This is a genomic window from Exiguobacterium sp. SH5S4 (genome assembly GCF_004337045.1).
Classification (GTDB): Bacteria; Bacillota; Bacilli; order Exiguobacteriales; family Exiguobacteriaceae; genus Exiguobacterium; species Exiguobacterium aurantiacum_A.
Genome location: NZ_SJUQ01000001.1, coordinates 231,189 through 250,113 on the forward strand (window position 1 = coordinate 231,189; position 18,925 = coordinate 250,113).

Below are 18,925 nucleotides of genomic sequence, written 5' to 3' on the forward strand. Positions count from 1 at the left end.
GATGAAACACGTAGTCATCACGGCTGGTGCGAAAGGGATCGGCCGGGTTGTGACGGAACGACTGTTGGAGGAGGGCTGGTATGTCAGCGTGCTTCAACGAAAACCGATTGATTGGGAGCATGAACGGCTACATATGATCGAGACGCCGTTGACGGACCGAGAAGCGGTGACGGCCGGTTATGACGAGGCGGTGAGCAAGTTCGGTAAGCCGGACGCTTTGATTTTGAACGCGGGTCCGTATATTTTCGAACGGAAATGTCTCGTTGATTTGACGGACGAGGAGTGGGAGGAAGTGATCACCGGGAACTTGTCCGCCTCGTTTTGGCTGATGCGTCGGGCGATTCCGGATATGCGGGCGAAGCGGTTCGGTCGTATCATCACGTATGGCTTCCCTGAGAGTGCGACGGCACCGGGCTGGTTGCATCGGTCCGCCTTTGCTGCCGCGAAGACCGGTCTCGTCAGTTTGACGAAGACGGTCGCGCTCGAGGAAGCGGTGCACGGTATCACGGCGAACATGATCAATCCGGGTAACATCGTCGGTGCGCAGAAAGAGATGCGGATCGAATCCGCTGAACCGGATGATCAAACACCGGTCGGTCGGCATGGGACCGGCGAAGACATCGCGCGAATGATCATGTTCTTGCTCGCGCGGGACTCGGACATGGTCACCGGGGCGGTCATCGATGTGACCGGAGGCGTCAACGTCGTCCACCAATATCGAAAGTAAGGAGTGCTTCATATGAAGTTGGCCATTTTGACGGACATTCACGGGAACGTCCAAGCGTTAGACGCGGTTTTGAACGAGTTGGACGATCAAGGGATCGATGACATCTGGAGTCTCGGCGATATGATCGCGATGGGGCCAGATTCAAACGAAGTGATGGCGCGACTCCTCGACCGAGGTGTCAAGATGATCACGGGAAACCACGATGAAGCCGTCCTCTCACTGCTCGCCGGAACAGGGCATCCTGAAAGTTATGCCCATACGCGGACACATCACGAATGGGTCGCACGAACGTTGCGCCCTGACTACGCCGATGCGCTTATGAAATTGCCTCGTACGATCGAGCAAACGATAGGCAGGGAGCATATATACGGCATTCATTACCACATCCCGACTGAAAAACGTGAGGCATCGATCGTCGACGAGCCGTTTCATGACATCGTCGAAGCGACGCTTCCGAACATGCAGCGCTTATTTGGTGATTACGCGGCGGACGTCGTTTGTTTCGGTCACCATCACCCGGTCCACGCGTTTCAAGATGAGTGCAAACGGTATTTCAATCCGGGAGCGCTCGGCGTCGCCAAAGACGATTTGGCCCGCTACGGAGTGCTGCAGTGGGATGAGGCGGGACTGCGTGTCCTCGCTAAGACGATCCTGTACGATAAACCGTCTTTCATGAACAAGATGGAGCGTGACGAAGTGCCGCAGCGCGAAGTGATGTGGCGCCTGTTCTATTGAAAAAGAGGTTGAAGGCGTATGCCTTTAACCTCAAGCTGTTGACGAACGAGGTCGCTAAAAGCGATCTCGTTCGTCTTTTATTATGTCCGAAGACCTTGAGGCGCTCTGCCCGACATAAAATTGAAGAAATGCTATGTAACGGTCGTTCTCGCCCGCGGTAGAATGTGAAACGGCCGCCCGAGGGCGACCGTTTGCTTTGCTCGTCCGATGGTACTGCGGCTCCGGGATTGCCTGCGGATAGCGTTGGCGCCGGAAGGACGAGCGAATTTGACTGTGTTAGTCAACCTTTTTTAAATTTCTTGTAACGTCTTCGGGAAGCTCGTCAACAAGATTGGTCCGCTTTCCGTCATGACGATATCGTCCTCGATCCGGACGCCGCCGACACCGGGGAGATAAATGCCTGGCTCGACCGTGAACGTCATACCGACCTGGGCCGTCATATCGTTGTTGGCTGCCATCGATGGGAACTCGTGAACCTCGATCCCGATACCGTGGCCGACGCGATGGGTGAAGTATTCCCCGTATCCGGCCGTCGTGATGACTTGGCGGGCGGCGATATCGATCGAGCCGAGCGTCGTCCCGACGTTCGCCATCTCGATGGCGGCTTCTTCGGCCCGGAGCACGGTCTCATAGATTTCCCGCTGTTTCGTGCTCGCCTCACCGTAGACGACGGTACGGGTGATGTCTGAACAGTAGCCTTGCCAGACGACACCGAGATCGAATAAGGCGAAGTCACCTTTTTTAAGTCGGTTGTTGCCAGGCACACCGTGCGGATCGGCGCTATTTTCACCGAACAAGACGAGTGTGTCAAATGACATCTCACGGACACCTTGCCGTTTCATGGCGTATTCGATCTCGGCGATGACTTCAAGTTCGGTCACCCCTTCACGCAACGCGCGGATGCCGGCTTCGATTGCCATGTCGGCAAGTTCGGCCGCCCGTTTCATGACCCGGATCTCATCTGTCGACTTGATCATTCGGAGCGCTTGTAATTCTTCCGTCAAATCAATGATTGAAAGTCCGGCAAACCCGGCACGAAGTTGTTCGACGCGGTTATACGGTAAATGCTCGCCTTCGATCCCGATTCGTTCCGGAATGATTTGTTGGTCGAGAAACAGTTTGACGACCTTGTCCCACGGATTCTCGTGGTCCATGTACGTCACGATCTCACCGTTCCAGTCGCTCGCTTCGACGATTCCTTTTTCAAGGGCCGGACAGACGAGCGCCGTTGTCCCGTTCTTCAGTACTAGGATAGCGATCAAACGTTCATGGGCCTCGGCGTATACTCCTGAAAAATAGAAGACGGACGCTTTTGACGTGACAAACGCGGCGTCTAGCCCTTTCGTGGCCAAAGATTGTGCAATGTGGTTGGTTCGTTGATTCAACTCGATTCCCTTCCTTCTTGTTCAGTGGCTTTCTCGTTCATTATAGCGGTTTCCAAAATGGAAAGGAAATGTTGCATTTTCAGTAGTACAGTTTGAACAAGGTTCACTGATACAGTATACTGAGGGTGACAGAAAATGTATTGAGGAAAGGGACTCGTGACATGACAACAAAACATGAACAGATCATAGCACATATCGAGTCGCTCGATGTCGGGTCTAAAATCTCCGTTCGCCAAATCGCCAAAGAACTTGCGGTATCAGAGGGGACGGCTTATCGGGCCATCAAAGAAGCGGAGAACTTGGGGTTCGTGTCAACGATCGAACGGGTCGGCACGATCCGCATCAAGCGCAAACATAAAGAGAACATTGAAAAACTGACATTTGCCGAAGTCGTCAACATCGTTGATGGCCAAGTGCTCGGCGGACGCGACGGCCTGCATAAAACGCTGTCTAAGTTCGTCATCGGGGCGATGAAGCTCGAAGCGATGATGCGATATATCGACGTCGACTCGCTCGTCATCATCGGGAACCGGGAGAAAGCGCATGAACTCGTCTTGCAGTCAGGCGGGGCCGTACTGATCACCGGTGGATTCGATGCGACCGACGAAGTGAAACGGATGGCGGATAAGTACAACATGCCCGTCATCTCGACTTCATATGACAGCTTTACCGTGGCGACGATGATCAACCGCGCCATCTATGACCGTCTGATCAAAAAGGAAATTCTGCTCGTCTCGGATATCGTCATTCCGTTGCACGATACGTTTTATTTAAAAGTGGACGATACGGTCAAACGTTGGCACGAACTCAATGAACGGACGAAGCACAACCGTTACCCGGTCATCGACGACCAGATGAAAGTCGTCGGCGTCATCACCGCCAAAGATCTCATCGATCGGCCGCACGATACAGAAATCGAAAAAGTGATGACGAAAAGCCCGATCACGGCCGGTGTGCAGACAAGTGTCACGAATGCAGCCCACCAGATGGTGTGGGAAGGGATCGAGATGTTGCCGGTCGTCGACAACTACGGTCGCCTGCTCGGCATCATCAGCCGTCAAGACGTCCTAAAGGCGCTTCAGCTCGCGAACCGGCAACCGCAAGTCGGTGAGACGTTTGATAATATGATCACCAATCAGTTGAAAGAGGATCCGACTTCGAACGGGACGGCGTTCACGGTCGAAGTGGCACCTCAAATGACGAGCCACATGGGGACGGCGTCGTCCGGAGTCTTGACGACGCTTCTTGTCGAAGGGGCGACTCGGAGTTTGCGGCATATGAAAAAAGGCGACCTTGTCGTCGAGAATATTACAGTCTACTTCATGAAACCGATTCAAATCGAGAGCCAAATCCGCGTCTCGGCGAACGTGTTCGACCTCGGACGAAAGTTCGGGAAAGTCGACGTCGAGATGACACAAGGGACACAACTCGTCGCCAAGGCGCTCGTCACGGCGCAACTGATCGACCGGTAAAGAAAAACGAGCTGATGATGTCATCAGCTCGTTTTACATATTAAGATTGTTGGATCGGTTCTTCAGACGCCTTCGGGAAAATCTTGCGGTAGCGAATGATCCCGACGATTGCGTTGCCAAGCCCGAGGACGAGCATGACGATGCTGACGATCCAGCCGATGGTCGAATTGAGACCGAGGCCGCCGAGCATCTGGTTGATGGCGAACAGCGCCAAAAACAAGCTGAGCCAGATGAGCGCTTGCGTGTTGAACAACGCTTTCCGGTACGGCGTCTTCGTCAAGAAGGCCCGACGTTTATAGACGAAATACGCACCGAGTGAGAACAAGATGAGTCCGATCATGATTAATTGACTCAAGTGAGAAACCCCTTTCAAACGTATAATCTGTTATCATCATACCATAGAATGGACATCAAGAAAGCGAGGAACGACCATGGCACATTGGCCTGAAGCAACAACGATATTGAAGTTAATCGAGGCGGCGGACACGATTATGATCCATCGACACGTCCGTCCCGACCCAGACGCGCTCGGAAGTCAACTCGGCTTAAAGCGAATCATTGAGCGGGCTTACCCGGATAAACACGTTTACGTCGTCGGCGGGATCGCCCGCGACCTCGAATTTTTAGGGAAGATGCAACACGTGGAGCCGGAGATGTATGACGAGGCACTCGTCCTCGTGCTTGATACAGCGAACCACGAACGAATCGATGGACCATACGCTTTGAAAGGGAAGACCGTCGTCAAGATTGACCACCATCCGGACGAAGACGCGTATGCGACACATCAGATCGTCGATACGACGGTCAGTTCGACGTCGGAGATTGTGGCCGAGCTCGCTCGGATATGGGGCTTGGCTCTCGATGAGCAGTCGGCGTTCTTACTTTTCGCGGGCATCGTCGGCGATACGGGACGCTTCCAGTTCCGGAACGCGACGCCGCACACGTTTGAGATCGCTGCTGACTTGATCAGTTACGGCATCGACACGAACCGCTTGTACCGGCAAATGTATAAGACGAACTTGGCGACACTCCAACTGCAAGGTTACGTCCTGCAAAACGTCCAAGTGACAGAGGCGGGCGTCGGATATGTCAAAATCGACGCCGACGTGCTCCGGACGTTTCATGCGACGCCGGAAGCGGCATCGTTGCTCGTCAACAGCTTCTCTGGACTGGAGGGGTTGAAATGTTGGGTCATGTTCGTCGAGAACAAAGATGAGATTCGTGTCCGTATCCGCTCGAAAGGCCCGGTCATCAATGAAGTCGCCAAACGTTACCGTGGCGGCGGGCATCCGATGGCAGCCGGTGCGACAATTGACACGTGGGAAGAGATGGACGATGTGATTGCCGCACTAGAAGAAGTGGCCGCACCGTTCGAATTTGAAAATGAAGAGAGCTGACCGCGGTCAGCTCTCTTCATTTTGTATCGTCGTCTTGTGGGATGAACCACGTGCCGCGATCGGTGACGTCTTCGACGACGTCAAGTTGGTACTCGGCAATGTATTTGCGCAGCCGGTCGATAATTTCAGGGCTGTCGGCAAATACGGTCTGTCCGTTCTGTAAAAGTTCTAACTTGTCGCGCGCGATTTTACCCCGATTAATAATCATACGCTTTTACCCCCTTTTATCATTCGTTTTGTCTATAATTATTGTATCAGAGAAGCATCGAGATGAGTTTGACAATTAAGAAAAAAGAGAGAGGGGGGCGCTTGTGCTCCATTTAAATGTAAGATCAGCGTTTAGCTTGATGCATAGCACGATTCGCCTAGAGCAATATGTCGCCTCGATGGCGGAGCGGGGGAGTAAGTCGGTCGCGGTCGCAGATGACGCGTTTTATGGCGTTCCTCAATTTGTGAGACTATGCGAACGCTATGCAGTCAAGCCGGTCATCGGTCTACGGACGAGCCTTCATGTCGACGGGCTCGAGTTGGCCGTGCTCGTGTATGCGATGACCGACCTAGATATTGCAAAGTTGTATCGCATCGTCGAGGCAGGCGGATTGACCGAACCGACGGATTTATCGGTCGTCATCTTACCTGAGAATTGGAAAACGAGTGACCCGGTCCACCGACGTCGTTTGTTTAACCGTATCCTCGGCTTTGTGGCAGAAGAACGATTATGGCTCGGGTTGCCGGCTCCGCAGACGACCGAACAGACGCTCATCGTCAAACAGCTTCGGGGGATGCGCGAAGAACTCGGTGTTCGTTTAGTGCCGACGCCAGAGACGTGTTATATGCGACCAGAAGATTTTGAAGCGTATCGTGCTATCGTCGCAATCGGGGAAGGCGAGGTCATCTCCCAAGAGGACGTTCATCAAAAAGGTAAGTATGTGCGGCTGCCGAGCGAGATGAACGATTGGTTCGAACCCATGGAGCTCGAGGAACTCGCGCGATTCGATCAACTTGTGTCAGTAACGCAGATTCCGGCCGCGACTGCCGCGATCCCGGAACTGCCTGATGCCGTCGAGCGACTCAAACGTCTCGTCGCGGAGCGATTGAAAGCACTCGATTTGCTCAACGACACGTATATCGATCGGGCCCGGTACGAGCTTGACGTCATCGCCGGTACGGGGTTCGCCTCATACTTCTTGATTGTCGAGGACATCGTTCGCTTCGCCAGGGAGCAAGGCATCGAAGTCGGTCCAGGTCGTGGTTCGGCGGCCGGGTCGCTCGTCAGTTTCGCGCTCCATATCACAGAAGTCGACCCTGTTCGCTTCGATTTGCTGTTCGAACGTTTCTTGAACCCGGAACGGATCAGCATGCCGGATATCGATTTGGACTTCGAAGACGAACGGAGAGATGAGGTCGTCCAGTACGTGCTTAATAAGTATGGACTGCATCACGCCGCTCAAATCGGTACGTTAGCCACATTCGGTGCGAAGGCGGCGCTGCGTGACGTAGCGCGTGCTCTCGGGATGACGCTTGAAGAAGGCCAGGCTGCGAGTAAACAAGTCAAGGACGACGGAATCGCGGGCATTACGAACAATCCGACTAAAATGAAGTGGTTTGCCGGAAGTCAAAAACGGTCGCACTTGTTGACGATTGCGTCTCAATTGGAAGGTTTGCCGAGGCAAGCGTCGATCCATGCGGCCGGGATCGTCTTGAGCCGAGATCCGCTTGACACGGTAACGCCGCTTCAACCGACGGACGGGGGTCAAGTGACGCAATATAATATGAAGGATCTCGAGGCGCTCGGACTGCTGAAAATCGATTTGCTCGGCCTCCGGAACTTGACACGATTGCGCGAGATGGAGATGTTGATTCGTGACACCGATTCACTATTCTCCCTAAAATCGATCCCGCTCGATGACAACCGGACGTTACGCGTTCTCGCACGAGGCGATACAGACGGCGTCTTTCAGTTTGAGTCGGACGGGATGAAGCAGGCGCTGCGGCAAGTGAAGCCGACCGAGTTTGAAGATATCGTCGTCACGATGTCGCTTTATCGCCCTGGACCGATGCAGTTCATCGAGACGTATGCCAAGCGTAAGCACGGGATGCCGTACAAGCCGGTCCATCCGATCGTTGGCGAAGTGATGGAGACGACTAAAGGCGTGCTCGTCTACCAAGAACAAGTCATGAAGTTGTTGCGCGAACTCGCCGGATATTCATACGCCGAGGCCGATTTGATTCGTCGAGCCATCGCTAAAAAGGATATGGCCGCCATCGAGGTCGAGAAAATCCGTTTTTTGGAGAAGACGGCGAAGCACGACATGGATTCGATGCGACAAGTATTCTCATGGATTGAAAAATTCGCGGGCTACGGGTTCAACCGGTCGCACGCCGTCGCCTATAGTTTGATCAGTTATCGATTGGCGTATGTGAAAGCGCACTTTGAACGCATTTTTTATCTCGTGACGTACGATAAGACGAATCAACTCGTGCGCATGCTCCGGAAAGGGAAAATCCCCGTCTATCCTCCTGACGTCTTGCACGGGAAAGCGGGAGCGTTTCTAGAAGGTCCGGGTGTCCGTCTGGGCCTCAAGGCGATTCAAGGATTGACGAAGCGGGACGTGGAACGATTGATTGAGCATCACGATCAGTTCACCGATGTGAAACGACTCGTGGAGCTGATGGACTGGGGAACGAAAGATCAGTTGAAATTGCGCCGTCTGCTCGGTTCCGGGGCGTTAGACCGTATGTACCACGGGGAGCGGAGCCAAGCTTTCCGGGCTGTGGAACGCTTGCGGGAAGAGACGGGGACACATTTGCTCCCGGATGAACTGTCGGCCCTCGGTTTGAAACGGACCGAGATGCCGGAACCGAATTGGTCGGAGGAAGAACGCGAGGCGCTCGGGACGTGGATCGTCCACTCACCTTTGACGACGGTGGCACCCCTTCAAGTGGACACGGCCACAATCGAGGAAGTGTTGCGCGGCGACAGAGGGTTTATCGTCGTTTACGTCGATGCGATCCGGACGTTTAAGACGAAGAAAAACGAGGAGATGGGTGTCGCCATGGTCGATGACGGGGTCTCGCAAGATGAGGTCGTCATCTTCCCGCGCGTGTTCGCAAACTACGCACGTTCGCTCTATGTCGGGAACGTCCTGTTGCTCGAGGTTCATCCAAACGAACGGGACGGGCGGATTCAACTCGTCGTGGAGCGGGTACGGCCGTTAAACGGTCAAGCGTTGTTCGTCCGACTTCGCCGTGAATCGTTCGCCGAGCTCGAAGAACTCCTTCATACAGCAAGTGGGGACGTCCCGGTAATTTGTCGCTTCTCTGACTCAAAAGAGGTGAAGCAACTGGCGTCTGCTTACTCGGTCAATCCGACGGAATCCTTCATGACCGCTTTGAAGAACCGGTTCGGGGAAGCGGACGTCGTCTTAAAGCGGGTCGATTCAAAAACGTCCAGCACGGGAACTAGTACCAAGTCATAAAAAGTGGTATAATCTGTTTGATTGGTCTGACCACTTTAAAGAAAATGCCATCCGAAAAGGAGTTGAACGGTCAGATGCATGGAAAATACGCATCCTCATTTCACGAAAACATTTCTAAAATTAGATCGTTGATCGTTCAGGCATCGCTCGCGCCGGGCGACCGTCTTCCATCCGAACGTGAACTTGCCGAGACGCTTTCAATCAGCCGCGCTTCGGTCCGAGAGGCGCTTCGGGCCCTCAGCTTTCTTGGGATCGTGGAGACGCGTCACGGGGGCGGGACGTTTTTGTGCGAGCAAGATCGGCACCGCTACATCGAGATCTTGTCTGAGTTTATCGTCACGAAACAGACGAAAGCGTCCGACATCGTCGACGTGTTGCGGTTGCTTGAGCGCCTGGCGTTCTCTGAAGTCGAGCCGACACCGGAGCGGGTCAAGCTGCTCGAAGTGAACTTAGCGAATGACCGCGAGTTCCGACAACAGCTGATTCTAGGCCTAGGCAATGAGCTCTTCATTCGAATTTGGAGTGAAGTGAACCGATTTTATGACGGGACGGACGCAGGTGAACTGTATACGATCGAAGAACGAACACAATTATTGGAGATGTGGCGCAAGGTGAGGATGCCGGAATGAACGAGGGGGAAGCGATGACTGCTTTTTTCAAGAAACCAAAACGATACATGCCGTTGCGTCAACGAGAACCGAAAATTGACGCACCACAAGGATTGATGACGAAATGTCCATCCTGTAAATATATGCATTATACGAAACAATTGAACGAACACCATAAAGTGTGCGATTGTGGCTACCATTTCCCGCTCAGTGCAGATGAGCGGATTCGATTGCTCACTGATGAGAACTCATTCGTGAAATTTGCTGGACCGCGCGTGAAAGAAAATCCGCTCGATTTTCCAGATTATGAAGAAAAATTAAAAAAAGACAGGGAACGAACTGGGATTGAAGAGGCGATTGTCTGCGGCCGCGGAATGATCTCTGGCCGTCACGCCGTCATCTGTGTCATGGACGCGCGCTTCCGGATGGGGTCGATGGGGGCTTATGTCGGGGAAGCAATCGCTTCAGCCGTTCGGACTGCGACCGCGGAACGGTTACCTGTCGTGTTGTTCACCGCTTCAGGCGGTGCGCGCATGCAAGAAGGGATGGTCAGCCTCATGCAGATGGCGAATACGTCCATCGCGCTCAAGCAACATGACGAGGCCGGATTGCTGTATATCGCCTACTTGACCCATCCGACGACAGGGGGCGTCTCGGCTAGTTTTGCCATGCTCGGTGACTTGAACGTCGCCGAACCGGGTGCGTTGATCGGCTTCGCCGGACGGCGAATCATTGAACAGACGATTCGTGAAAAATTACCAGACAACTTCCAAACTGCTGAGTTCTTGCTAGAGGCTGGTCAACTCGATGCCGTCGTTCATCGTGAACAGATGCGTTCGTTCTTAAAGAACATCATCGATTTACATGACGGGGGGGCACACCATGTTTGACTCAACGAAAGAATTGAACGAACAACTCGTAAAGTTGCGCGAGATGGCGGAAACGAAAGGGATCGACCTATCCCGGGAGATCCGCCATCTCGAGACGAAGCTCCACCGATTAGAAAAAGACAATTATGGGAATATGAAACCGTGGGATCGCGTGCAATTGGCACGGAACCCGAAACGGCCGACGACGCTCGACTATATCGATCAGCTGTTCCCGGATTTTATTGAACTGCATGGCGACCGCCACGGATATGATGATGCGGCGATCGTCGCGGGGATTGCCACGCTCGACGGTGTCCCGGTGACAATCATCGGCCATCAACGCGGCCGCAATACGAAAGAGAACATGTTGCGAAACTTTGGCATGCCTCATCCGGAAGGGTATCGCAAAGCGTTACGGTTCATGAAGCAGGCCGAGAAATTCAACCGGCCGGTCATCACGTTCATTGACACGAAAGGTGCTTACCCGGGTAAGGCGGCCGAAGAACGCGGACAAAGTGAGGCGATCGCACGCAACTTGTTTGAGATGGCGACGTTAAAAGTCCCGATTGTTTCTGTCGTCATCGGCGAGGGCGGTTCTGGAGGAGCGCTCGGCATCGGTGTATGCGACCGGCTGCTCATGCTCGAGAACAGCACGTACTCGGTCATCTCGCCAGAAGGTGCGGCAGCACTGCTTTGGAAAGATGCGAAGCTGGCGGAACGGGCCGCTGAAACGATGAAGATTACAGCACAAGATTTGCTCGATTTAGGGATTGTCGATGAGATTGTGACGGAAGTGTTTGGTGGAGCTCACATCGATGTGTCACTACAGTCTTCGCTCTTGAAGCCTGTATTAATACAACACGTCAGTGAGTTGGTGAAACGCTCGCGTGATGAGTTGCTGCAAGGGCGCGCTGCCAAATATCATCAAATTGGCACATTTGGTTCGTGAAAACGGTAACAACCGCTTGAGGCTCACGTTAAACGACTCACGAAATGACTGCTTCCGACGGTACCCCATGCATTTTTTTCACATACTTGTGTTGTAAAACAAAGGTCAGACATGGTATTTTTATTTCAGATTTCGTTAAAACACATAAGAGGTGAGTGACGTGAATTTAAGACGAATTGCGGTATTGACAAGTGGGGGAGACGCCCCCGGAATGAACGCTGCAGTCCGTGCAGTGACCCGAAAAGCAATTTTTGAAGGTCTAGAAGTGTACGGCGTGTATAACGGCTATCAAGGTTTGATTGAAGGCGATCTCGTTGAATTGAACCTAGGTTCAGTCGGCGATATCATTCAACGCGGAGGAACGTTCTTACGTTCTGCCCGTTGCCCAGAGTTTAGAACTGAAGAAGGCCGGGCTAAAGCGGTCAAACAGTTGAAGAAATACAACATCGATGCGCTCGTTGTCGTAGGCGGAGACGGTTCTTACCGTGGAGCTCAGAAGTTGACGGATCTCGGTTTCCCGACAATCGGACTACCTGGTACGATCGACAACGATATTCCGGGAACGGACACGACGATCGGATTTGACACAGCGCTCAACACGGCGCTCGATGCGATCGACAAGATTCGTGACACGGCTTCTTCACATGAACGTACGTATGTCATTGAAGTGATGGGTCGCGACGCGGGTGACATCGCTCTTTACGCCGGTCTTGCCGGTGGAGCGGAGTCGATCCTCGTCCCAGAACGTCCTGAAGACTTGAGTGCGATTGTGGAGCGGATCAACCATGGTGTTGCCCGCGGCAAGAAACACTCGATTGTCGTCGTTGCTGAAGGAGCTGGCAGTGCCGAAGAGATTGGTAAGCTCATTGCTGAGCAGACAAACTCGGAAACACGTGTCACGATCCTTGGACATATCCAACGTGGTGGTTCACCAACTGCCGCCGATCGCGTGCTTGCTAGCCGGATGGGCGCTTACGCCGTTGAAATCCTGTTAGAAGGCAAAGCTGGACGGGTCGTTGGAATCCGTGGCGGTAAAATGATGGACCTCGATATCGACGAGGCGCTCGACCATAACAAGCATACGCTTGACATGAAGTTGATCGACCTGTCGAACCAACTTTCGATTTAACGAGTGACAGTGAACTCCACAGAGACGGGATCAGGTCAATCGACCCCCCGTTTTCTGTGTGTAAATGTAATACATCCCCTAGGAGGTTTTTATTTATGCGTAGAACGAAAATTGTATGTACGATCGGACCAGCTTCAGAGAAGCTTCTCCCAGAAATGATTGAAGCTGGAATGAACGTGGCTCGCCTTAATTTCTCACACGGTGACTACGAAGAGCACGGAGCACGTATCCGCGACATCCGTGAAGCATCACGCGTCGCAGGCAAAATCGTGACAGTCCTTCTCGATACGAAAGGTCCTGAAATTCGGACGCATACGTTCGCAGACGGAAAGGCACTCCTTGAAAAAGGGAAAGAAGTGACAATCGTCTCAACAGAAGAAATCGTCGGAACGAAAGACCGTTTCTCGGTCACGTACGAAGGATTGTTCGATGACGTCGAAGTCGGTTCTAGCATCATGCTCGATGACGGACTCATCGGTCTCCGTGTCGTCGAAAAACTTCCGAACCGCGATCTTCGTTGCATCATTGAAAACGAAGGCGTCATCAAGACGAAGAAAGGTGTCAACTTGCCGAACGTCAAGGTTAACCTTCCTGCCTTAACAGACAAAGATATCGCGGACATCGAGTTCGGTATCTCGCAAGATATCGACGTGATCGCGGCTTCATTCGTACGTCGTGCGTCTGACGTCGTCGCCATTCGTCAACTTCTCGAGAAGCACGATGCGTCGCACATCAAGATTTACCCGAAAATTGAAAACCAAGAAGGTGTCGATAACATCGACGAGATCTTGTCTATCTCTGACGGTTTGATGGTTGCGCGTGGTGACCTCGGTATCGAGATCCCGACTGAAGAAGTCACACCGGTACAAAAAGAATTGATCAAGAAGTGTAACGACCTCGGTAAGCCGGTCATCACAGCGACACAAATGCTTGACTCGATGCAACGCAACCCGCGCCCGACACGTGCGGAAGCGTCTGACGTTGCCAACGCCATCCTCGATGGTACGGATGCGGTCATGCTCTCAGGTGAGACGGCTGCAGGGGACTACCCAATCGAGTCAGTTCAAATGCAAGCAGCGATTGCTGTTCGTACAGAGCGTATGCTTGACTACAAAAACTTGCTCAAAGATCGTCAAAAACGCAGTGAGCATACGGTAACGGATGCGATCTCACAAGCGGTTGCCCATACGGCAATCAACTTGAACGCGAAAGCGATCTTGACGCCAACACAATCAGGTTACACGGCTGCCCGTACAGCGAAATATCGTCCGGAAGCAAACATTATCGCGGTGACTGAATCAGAGCGCGTCGCTCGTCAGTTGAACCTCGTTTGGGGCGTATACCCGATCGTTGCTGCTACAATGCCGAACAACACGGATGAGATGTTGGTTCAAGCATCTGAAGCAGCTCGTCACGCTGGACTCGTCACAGACGGCGACCTCGTCGTCATCTCAGCAGGTATTCCGGCAGCGACTTCTGGTACGACGAACATGATGAAAATTCACATCGTCGGACACGCTCTTGCAAACGGACGCGGCATCGGTGAGCGCGGCCTCGTCGGAGAAGTCGTCGTTGCGAACAATGCGGACGAAGCGAACGCGAAAGCAAAAGACGGCATGATCCTCGTCGCACCGTTCACTGATAAAGAAATGATGCCAGCGATCGAAAAAGCAGCCGGCATCATCACGGAAGACGGCGGATTGACGAGCCATGCCGGCATCGTCGGACCATCGCTCCGTAAACCGGTTATCGTCGGTGTTGAATCTGCAACGTCTACGTTCCGTGACGGACAGATGATCTCGATCGACCCGCTTACTGGAAAAATTTATAACGCGTAATCGAATGACAATCGAACCGACCTTCTCATGAGGTCGGTTCTTTTTCCATTCAGAAAGAGGGATGAACCATGGGTGCTTATTTATTTCTGCTATTACTCGTCTTGATCGGGGTGATTGCTCATAATCAGTCCATCATTATCGCAAGCAGCGTACTCTTAATCATTAAAGCGATCGGCTTCGGAGACCAGTTGTTCCCGACGCTCGCCGCAAAAGGGATTCATTGGGGTGTGACGATCATCACGATCGCCGTCCTCGTCCCAATCGCGACCGGAGACATAGGTTTTAGAGAATTGTGGAATAGTATTAAAGGACCGGTCGGCATCATTGCCTTTTCGTCCGGTATCTTTGTTGCCCTCGCCGCCGCCCAGGGCGTGCAATTGATGCGTGTCGATCCGGTCGTGACGACGGCCTTGCTCGCCGGCACCATTCTCGCGGTCGGATTCATGAAAGGCGTTCCGGTCGGACCACTGATTGGTGCCGGGATTGCCGCGCTCATTTTAGGGGGATATAACCTTATCGAGAAGTGGGTTTGACATTTTTTCACGTCTGGATACGCTTACATTTCTTTTTTTCAGTAAATTGTTTATACTAGACGGAGGACAGGGTGGCGCGAACTCGATACGTGCTGGGGAGATTTATCGAACCCCCACCCTTATTCCCTGCAAACAGACTGTATGATGCGGTCGACTACTTTCAAAGACTGAGGGGGAGTTATGAATGTCAACAACTAAAGGGTTAGAAGGAATTGTGGCGGCAGCCTCAAAAGTCAGTTCGATCATTGACGGACAATTGACTTATGGAGGATACACAATCGATGACTTGGCAGACCATGCCACGTTCGAAGAAGTCGTCTTTCTATTATGGAACGACCGCCTTCCGAAGGCAGATGAATTAACGAAACTCTCAGAAGCGCTCGTTCAAGAAGCGAAGTTGCCAGAAGACGTCATCGCGACACTCGAGCGGGCACCAAAGTCTGCGAACGCGATGGCCACGATTCGCACGGCACTATCTCAACTCGCGTTGTACGATGAAGAGGCTGAGGATATGAGTGAAGAGGCAAACATGCGTAAAGCGATTCGGCTTCAAGCACAAATCGCGACGATCGTGACTGCTTTCGCGCGATTACGTAAAGGCGAACAGCCGATTGCACCGAAGCAAGGCTTGTCGTATGCAGCCAATTTCTTATACATGTTGAACGGAGAAGAGCCGAATGAAGTCGCCGAGACTTCAATCGACAAGGCGCTCATTCTTCACGCCGATCATGAGTTGAACGCTTCGACGTTCACGGCCCGTGTCTGCGTAGCGACGCTCTCAGATATGTATTCTGGTGTGACGGCAGCGATGGGCGCACTCAAAGGTCCACTTCACGGTGGCGCCAACGAGGCGGTCATGAAGATGCTTCACGAAATCGGTTCGGTCGACAAAGTCGAAGACTACGTGCGCGGCAAGTTCGAACGCCGTGAGAAGATCATGGGCTTCGGTCACCGTGTTTATAAGGACGGCGATCCGCGTGCGAAACACTTGAAAGAGATGAGTCGCCAACTGACGGCTCAAATCAACGAGCCACATTGGTACGAGATGTCTGAGAAGATCGATCACCTCGTCGAGACTGAAAAAGGGCTCAAACCGAACGTCGACTTCTACTCGGCTTCGACGTACTATGCGCTCGGTCTTGACGAAGAGCTATTCACGCCGATCTTCGCGGTCTCGCGGATGTCAGGCTGGATCGCACACATCCTCGAGCAATACGCCGACAACCGTCTCATTCGTCCGCGTGCCGAGTACGTAGGCGAAACGAACCGTTCATACGTACCGGTAAACGAGCGTTAATTGACGCATCGTTCGAAGATTACGTCACAATTTAGACATAAACTTTGGTAAACTAACAGATAACGTAGGTCGGCGCTCGCGTCGGCCTACATAAATGTACTTAGGGGGATTCATATGTCAACACAAGGTCAAAAGATTACAGTAGAAAACGGTGCACTCAACGTACCAAACGTACCAACGATTCCATTCATCATCGGAGATGGAACAGGCCCAGATATCTGGAACGCTGCAGTTCGCGTCTTTGATGCAGCTGTCGAGAAAGCATACGGCGGCGAGAAGAAGATCGAATGGAAAGAAGTGTTCGCTGGCGAGAAGGCGTTCAACCAAACGGGTGAGTGGCTTCCTAACGAGACGCTCGACGAAATCCGTGAATATTTGATTGCCATCAAAGGACCGCTCACGACACCGGTCGGCGGTGGAATCCGTTCACTCAACGTGGCGCTCCGTCAAGAACTCGACTTGTACACGTGCTTGCGTCCTGTCCGTTACTTCACTGGCGTCCCGTCACCGGTCAAACGTCCTGAAGACACAGACATGGTCATTTTCCGTGAGAACACAGAAGATATTTATGCAGGGATCGAATACGCTTCAGGCAGCGACGAAGTGAAGAAGTTGATCACGTTCTTGAAAGAAGAGATGAACGTCAACAAGATCCGTTTCCCAGAAACATCGGGTATCGGCATCAAGCCGATCTCGTCAGAAGGAACGAAACGTCTCGTTCGGGCATCGCTCGAATACGCGATTGCGAACAACCGTAAATCGCTCACGCTCGTCCATAAAGGAAACATCATGAAGTTCACAGAAGGCGCCTTCAAAAACTGGGGGTATGAACTCGCAGAAGAAGAGTACGGCGACAAAGTGTTCACATGGGCCCAGTACGACCGCATCAAAGAAGAGTCAGGCGAAGCTGCTGCGAACGAAGCGCAATCGAAAGCGGAAGCGGAAGGCAAGATCATCGTGAAAGATTCAATCGCTGATATCTTCCTCCAACAAATCTTGACTCGTCCGCGTGAGTTCGACGTCGTCGCGACGATGAACTTGAACGGTGACTACATCTCGGACGCGCTCGCTGCCCAAGTCGGCGGAATCGGGATCGCACCAGGTGCGAACATCAACTACGTGACAGGACATGCCATCTTCGAAGCGACACATGGTACGGCACCGAAGTATGCCGGTCTTGACAAAGTCAACCCGTCATCTGTCATCTTGTCAGGTGAGATGATGCTCCGTCACATGAACTGGAACGAAGCGGCTGACCTCATCGTTCGTTCGATGGAGAATACGATCGCATCGAAAGTCGTCACATACGACTTTGCCCGTCTCATGGATGGCGCGACAGAAGTGAAATGTTCAGAGTTTGCGGATGAACTGATCAAAAACATGTAAGTAGCACTCAGTTTGGACTAAACCAAGGGGGAGAGCACAATGATTCGTCGCAACAAGATTTCTGTTATCGGTAGCGGATTCACAGGGGCCACGACGGCACTATACTTGGCTCAAAAAGAGTTAGGAGACGTCGTCCTTCTCGACATGCCAGAGTTTGAGAACCCGACGAAAGGAAAAGCGCTCGATATGCAAGAAACGGCGCCGATTCAAGGATTTGATTCGTTGATCACCGGGACGTCGGATTACGCCGACACGGCTGATTCGGACATCGTCGTCATCACGGCCGGTATCGCCCGCAAGCCGGGCATGAGCCGGGACGACCTCGTCACGACGAACGCTAGCGTCATGCGGTCGGTCACGAAAGAGATTGTCAAGTATTCGCCTGATGCGATCTTGATCGTCTTAACGAACCCGGTCGATGCGATGACGTATACGGTGTTCAAAGAGTCGGGCTTCCCGAAAGAGCGCGTTATCGGCCAGTCCGGCGTGCTCGACACGGCGCGGTTCCGGACGTTCGTCGCTTCGGAGTTGAACGTCTCCGTGAAAGACGTGTCCGGGTTCGTCCTCGGCGGTCACGGCGACGACATGGTGCCGCTCATCCGCTATTCGTACGCAGGAGGCATCCCGCTCGAGAAGTTGTTGCCGAGTGAACGCATCGACGCGATCGTCGCGAGAACGCGTAAAGGCGGCGGTGAGATCGTCCAACTCCTTGGCAACGGTTCGGCATACTACGCGCCGGCCGCGGCCATCGTCGAGATGGTGGAAGCGATTTTAAAAGATCAACGCCGCATTCTACCGGCCATCACGTATCTTGATGGAGAGTATGGCTTCCGTGACCTCTATCTTGGCGTGCCGACGGTTCTCGGTGCGAACGGGATCGAGCGTGTGCTCGAACTTGACCTGACGGATGAAGAACAAGCCGCGCTCAAGCGCTCGGCTGACTCGGTCCGCTCCGTCTTGAACGTCCTAACTTGAAAAAAAGTCTAGTCTGCTTTGAACTGAGCCCTGTTTTTCGGACAGTTTAATAAAAAGTGCGTCGTCTTTTATGCGGCGATCAGATGGCTCCGGTATTGCTCCGGAGTCATTTTTTTTAGGTTCCATTGCTTGCGTTCACTATTGTA

At 52.8% G+C, this 18,925-nt stretch carries 17 protein-coding genes; 14 read left to right on the top strand and 3 right to left on the bottom strand.

Translation table 11 applies throughout. From position 1 onward, the window contains the following. Position 1 precedes the first annotated feature (1 nt). Positions 2 to 727 carry an SDR family oxidoreductase gene (locus EVJ32_RS01115; RefSeq protein ID WP_131456056.1) on the top strand — a complete coding sequence of 242 codons (726 nt, stop codon included), beginning with the start codon at positions 2 to 4 and terminating at the stop codon, positions 725 to 727. A gap of 12 nt (positions 728 to 739) precedes the next feature. After that, positions 740 to 1,462 (top strand): metallophosphoesterase family protein, encoded by a 723-nt coding sequence (locus tag EVJ32_RS01120; RefSeq protein ID WP_131456057.1) that lies wholly within the window; start codon positions 740 to 742, stop codon positions 1,460 to 1,462. A gap of 290 nt (positions 1,463 to 1,752) precedes the next feature. On the opposite strand, the gene EVJ32_RS01125 is transcribed toward EVJ32_RS01120, so the two are convergent. After that, positions 1,753 to 2,847: a M24 family metallopeptidase gene (locus EVJ32_RS01125; protein WP_071397827.1), complete on the bottom strand. Its 1,095-nt coding sequence runs from the start codon at positions 2,845 to 2,847 to the stop codon at positions 1,753 to 1,755. A gap of 161 nt (positions 2,848 to 3,008) precedes the next feature. Between EVJ32_RS01125 and EVJ32_RS01130 the strand changes: the two genes are divergently transcribed. Further along, the gene (locus EVJ32_RS01130; protein ID WP_131456058.1) at positions 3,009 to 4,319 is read left to right on the top strand and encodes a DRTGG domain-containing protein; all 1,311 of its coding nucleotides are present in this window, start codon (positions 3,009 to 3,011) and stop codon (positions 4,317 to 4,319) included. 40 nt (positions 4,320 to 4,359) lie between these two features. On the opposite strand, the gene EVJ32_RS01135 is transcribed toward EVJ32_RS01130, so the two are convergent. Continuing rightward, positions 4,360 to 4,674 (bottom strand): YtpI family protein, encoded by a 315-nt coding sequence (locus EVJ32_RS01135; RefSeq protein WP_236636005.1) that lies wholly within the window; start codon positions 4,672 to 4,674, stop codon positions 4,360 to 4,362. Between the two features lie 76 nt (positions 4,675 to 4,750). Here EVJ32_RS01135 and EVJ32_RS01140 point away from each other — a divergent pair, with 76 nt between their 5' ends. Beyond that, positions 4,751 to 5,716, top strand: a complete 966-nt coding sequence (locus tag EVJ32_RS01140; protein WP_131456059.1) for a DHH family phosphoesterase — start codon at positions 4,751 to 4,753, stop codon at positions 5,714 to 5,716. A gap of 16 nt (positions 5,717 to 5,732) precedes the next feature. Here the strand turns inward: EVJ32_RS01140 and EVJ32_RS01145 are convergent, their stop codons facing one another. After that, a complete protein-coding gene (locus EVJ32_RS01145; protein ID WP_131456060.1) occupies positions 5,733 to 5,924 on the bottom strand; it encodes a YtzJ family protein in 192 nt (63 codons plus the stop codon). A 103-nt stretch (positions 5,925 to 6,027) separates the two neighbouring features. Between EVJ32_RS01145 and dnaE the strand changes: the two genes are divergently transcribed. The 10 genes from dnaE to mdh all read left to right on the top strand — a co-directional run bounded on the left by dnaE (position 6,028) and on the right by mdh (position 18,779). Next, positions 6,028 to 9,195 (top strand): DNA polymerase III subunit alpha, encoded by a 3,168-nt coding sequence (gene dnaE, locus EVJ32_RS01150; protein WP_131456062.1) that lies wholly within the window; start codon positions 6,028 to 6,030, stop codon positions 9,193 to 9,195. Between the two features lie 74 nt (positions 9,196 to 9,269). Then, positions 9,270 to 9,824: a FadR/GntR family transcriptional regulator gene (locus EVJ32_RS01155; RefSeq protein ID WP_131456064.1), complete on the top strand. Its 555-nt coding sequence runs from the start codon at positions 9,270 to 9,272 to the stop codon at positions 9,822 to 9,824. A 14-nt stretch (positions 9,825 to 9,838) separates the two neighbouring features. Next, positions 9,839 to 10,693, top strand: a complete 855-nt coding sequence (gene accD, locus EVJ32_RS01160; RefSeq protein ID WP_071397830.1) for an acetyl-CoA carboxylase, carboxyltransferase subunit beta — start codon at positions 9,839 to 9,841, stop codon at positions 10,691 to 10,693. After that, the gene (gene accA / locus EVJ32_RS01165; RefSeq protein ID WP_131456066.1) at positions 10,686 to 11,621 is read left to right on the top strand and encodes an acetyl-CoA carboxylase carboxyl transferase subunit alpha; all 936 of its coding nucleotides are present in this window, start codon (positions 10,686 to 10,688) and stop codon (positions 11,619 to 11,621) included. Before accD ends, accA begins: the two co-directional genes overlap by 8 nt. Before the next feature lie 160 nt (positions 11,622 to 11,781). Beyond that, positions 11,782 to 12,750: a 6-phosphofructokinase gene (gene pfkA, locus EVJ32_RS01170; RefSeq protein ID WP_131456068.1), complete on the top strand. Its 969-nt coding sequence runs from the start codon at positions 11,782 to 11,784 to the stop codon at positions 12,748 to 12,750. A gap of 95 nt (positions 12,751 to 12,845) precedes the next feature. Next, entirely contained in the window at positions 12,846 to 14,588 is a 1,743-nt protein-coding gene (gene pyk, locus EVJ32_RS01175) for a pyruvate kinase (RefSeq protein WP_131456070.1), read from the top strand. A 68-nt stretch (positions 14,589 to 14,656) separates the two neighbouring features. Further along, entirely contained in the window at positions 14,657 to 15,121 is a 465-nt protein-coding gene (locus tag EVJ32_RS01180; RefSeq protein ID WP_131440022.1) for a DUF441 domain-containing protein, read from the top strand. A gap of 184 nt (positions 15,122 to 15,305) precedes the next feature. Then, complete coding sequence (gene citZ / locus EVJ32_RS01185; RefSeq protein WP_131456072.1) at positions 15,306 to 16,418, top strand: citrate synthase; 1,113 nt, start codon at positions 15,306 to 15,308, stop codon at positions 16,416 to 16,418. Positions 16,419 to 16,532: 114 nt separating this feature from the next. Next, the gene (icd, locus tag EVJ32_RS01190) at positions 16,533 to 17,804 is read left to right on the top strand and encodes an NADP-dependent isocitrate dehydrogenase (RefSeq protein WP_070326938.1); all 1,272 of its coding nucleotides are present in this window, start codon (positions 16,533 to 16,535) and stop codon (positions 17,802 to 17,804) included. Positions 17,805 to 17,843: 39 nt separating this feature from the next. Beyond that, entirely contained in the window at positions 17,844 to 18,779 is a 936-nt protein-coding gene (mdh, locus tag EVJ32_RS01195) for a malate dehydrogenase (protein ID WP_070326939.1), read from the top strand. The last annotated feature ends 146 nt before the right edge of the window (positions 18,780 to 18,925 follow it).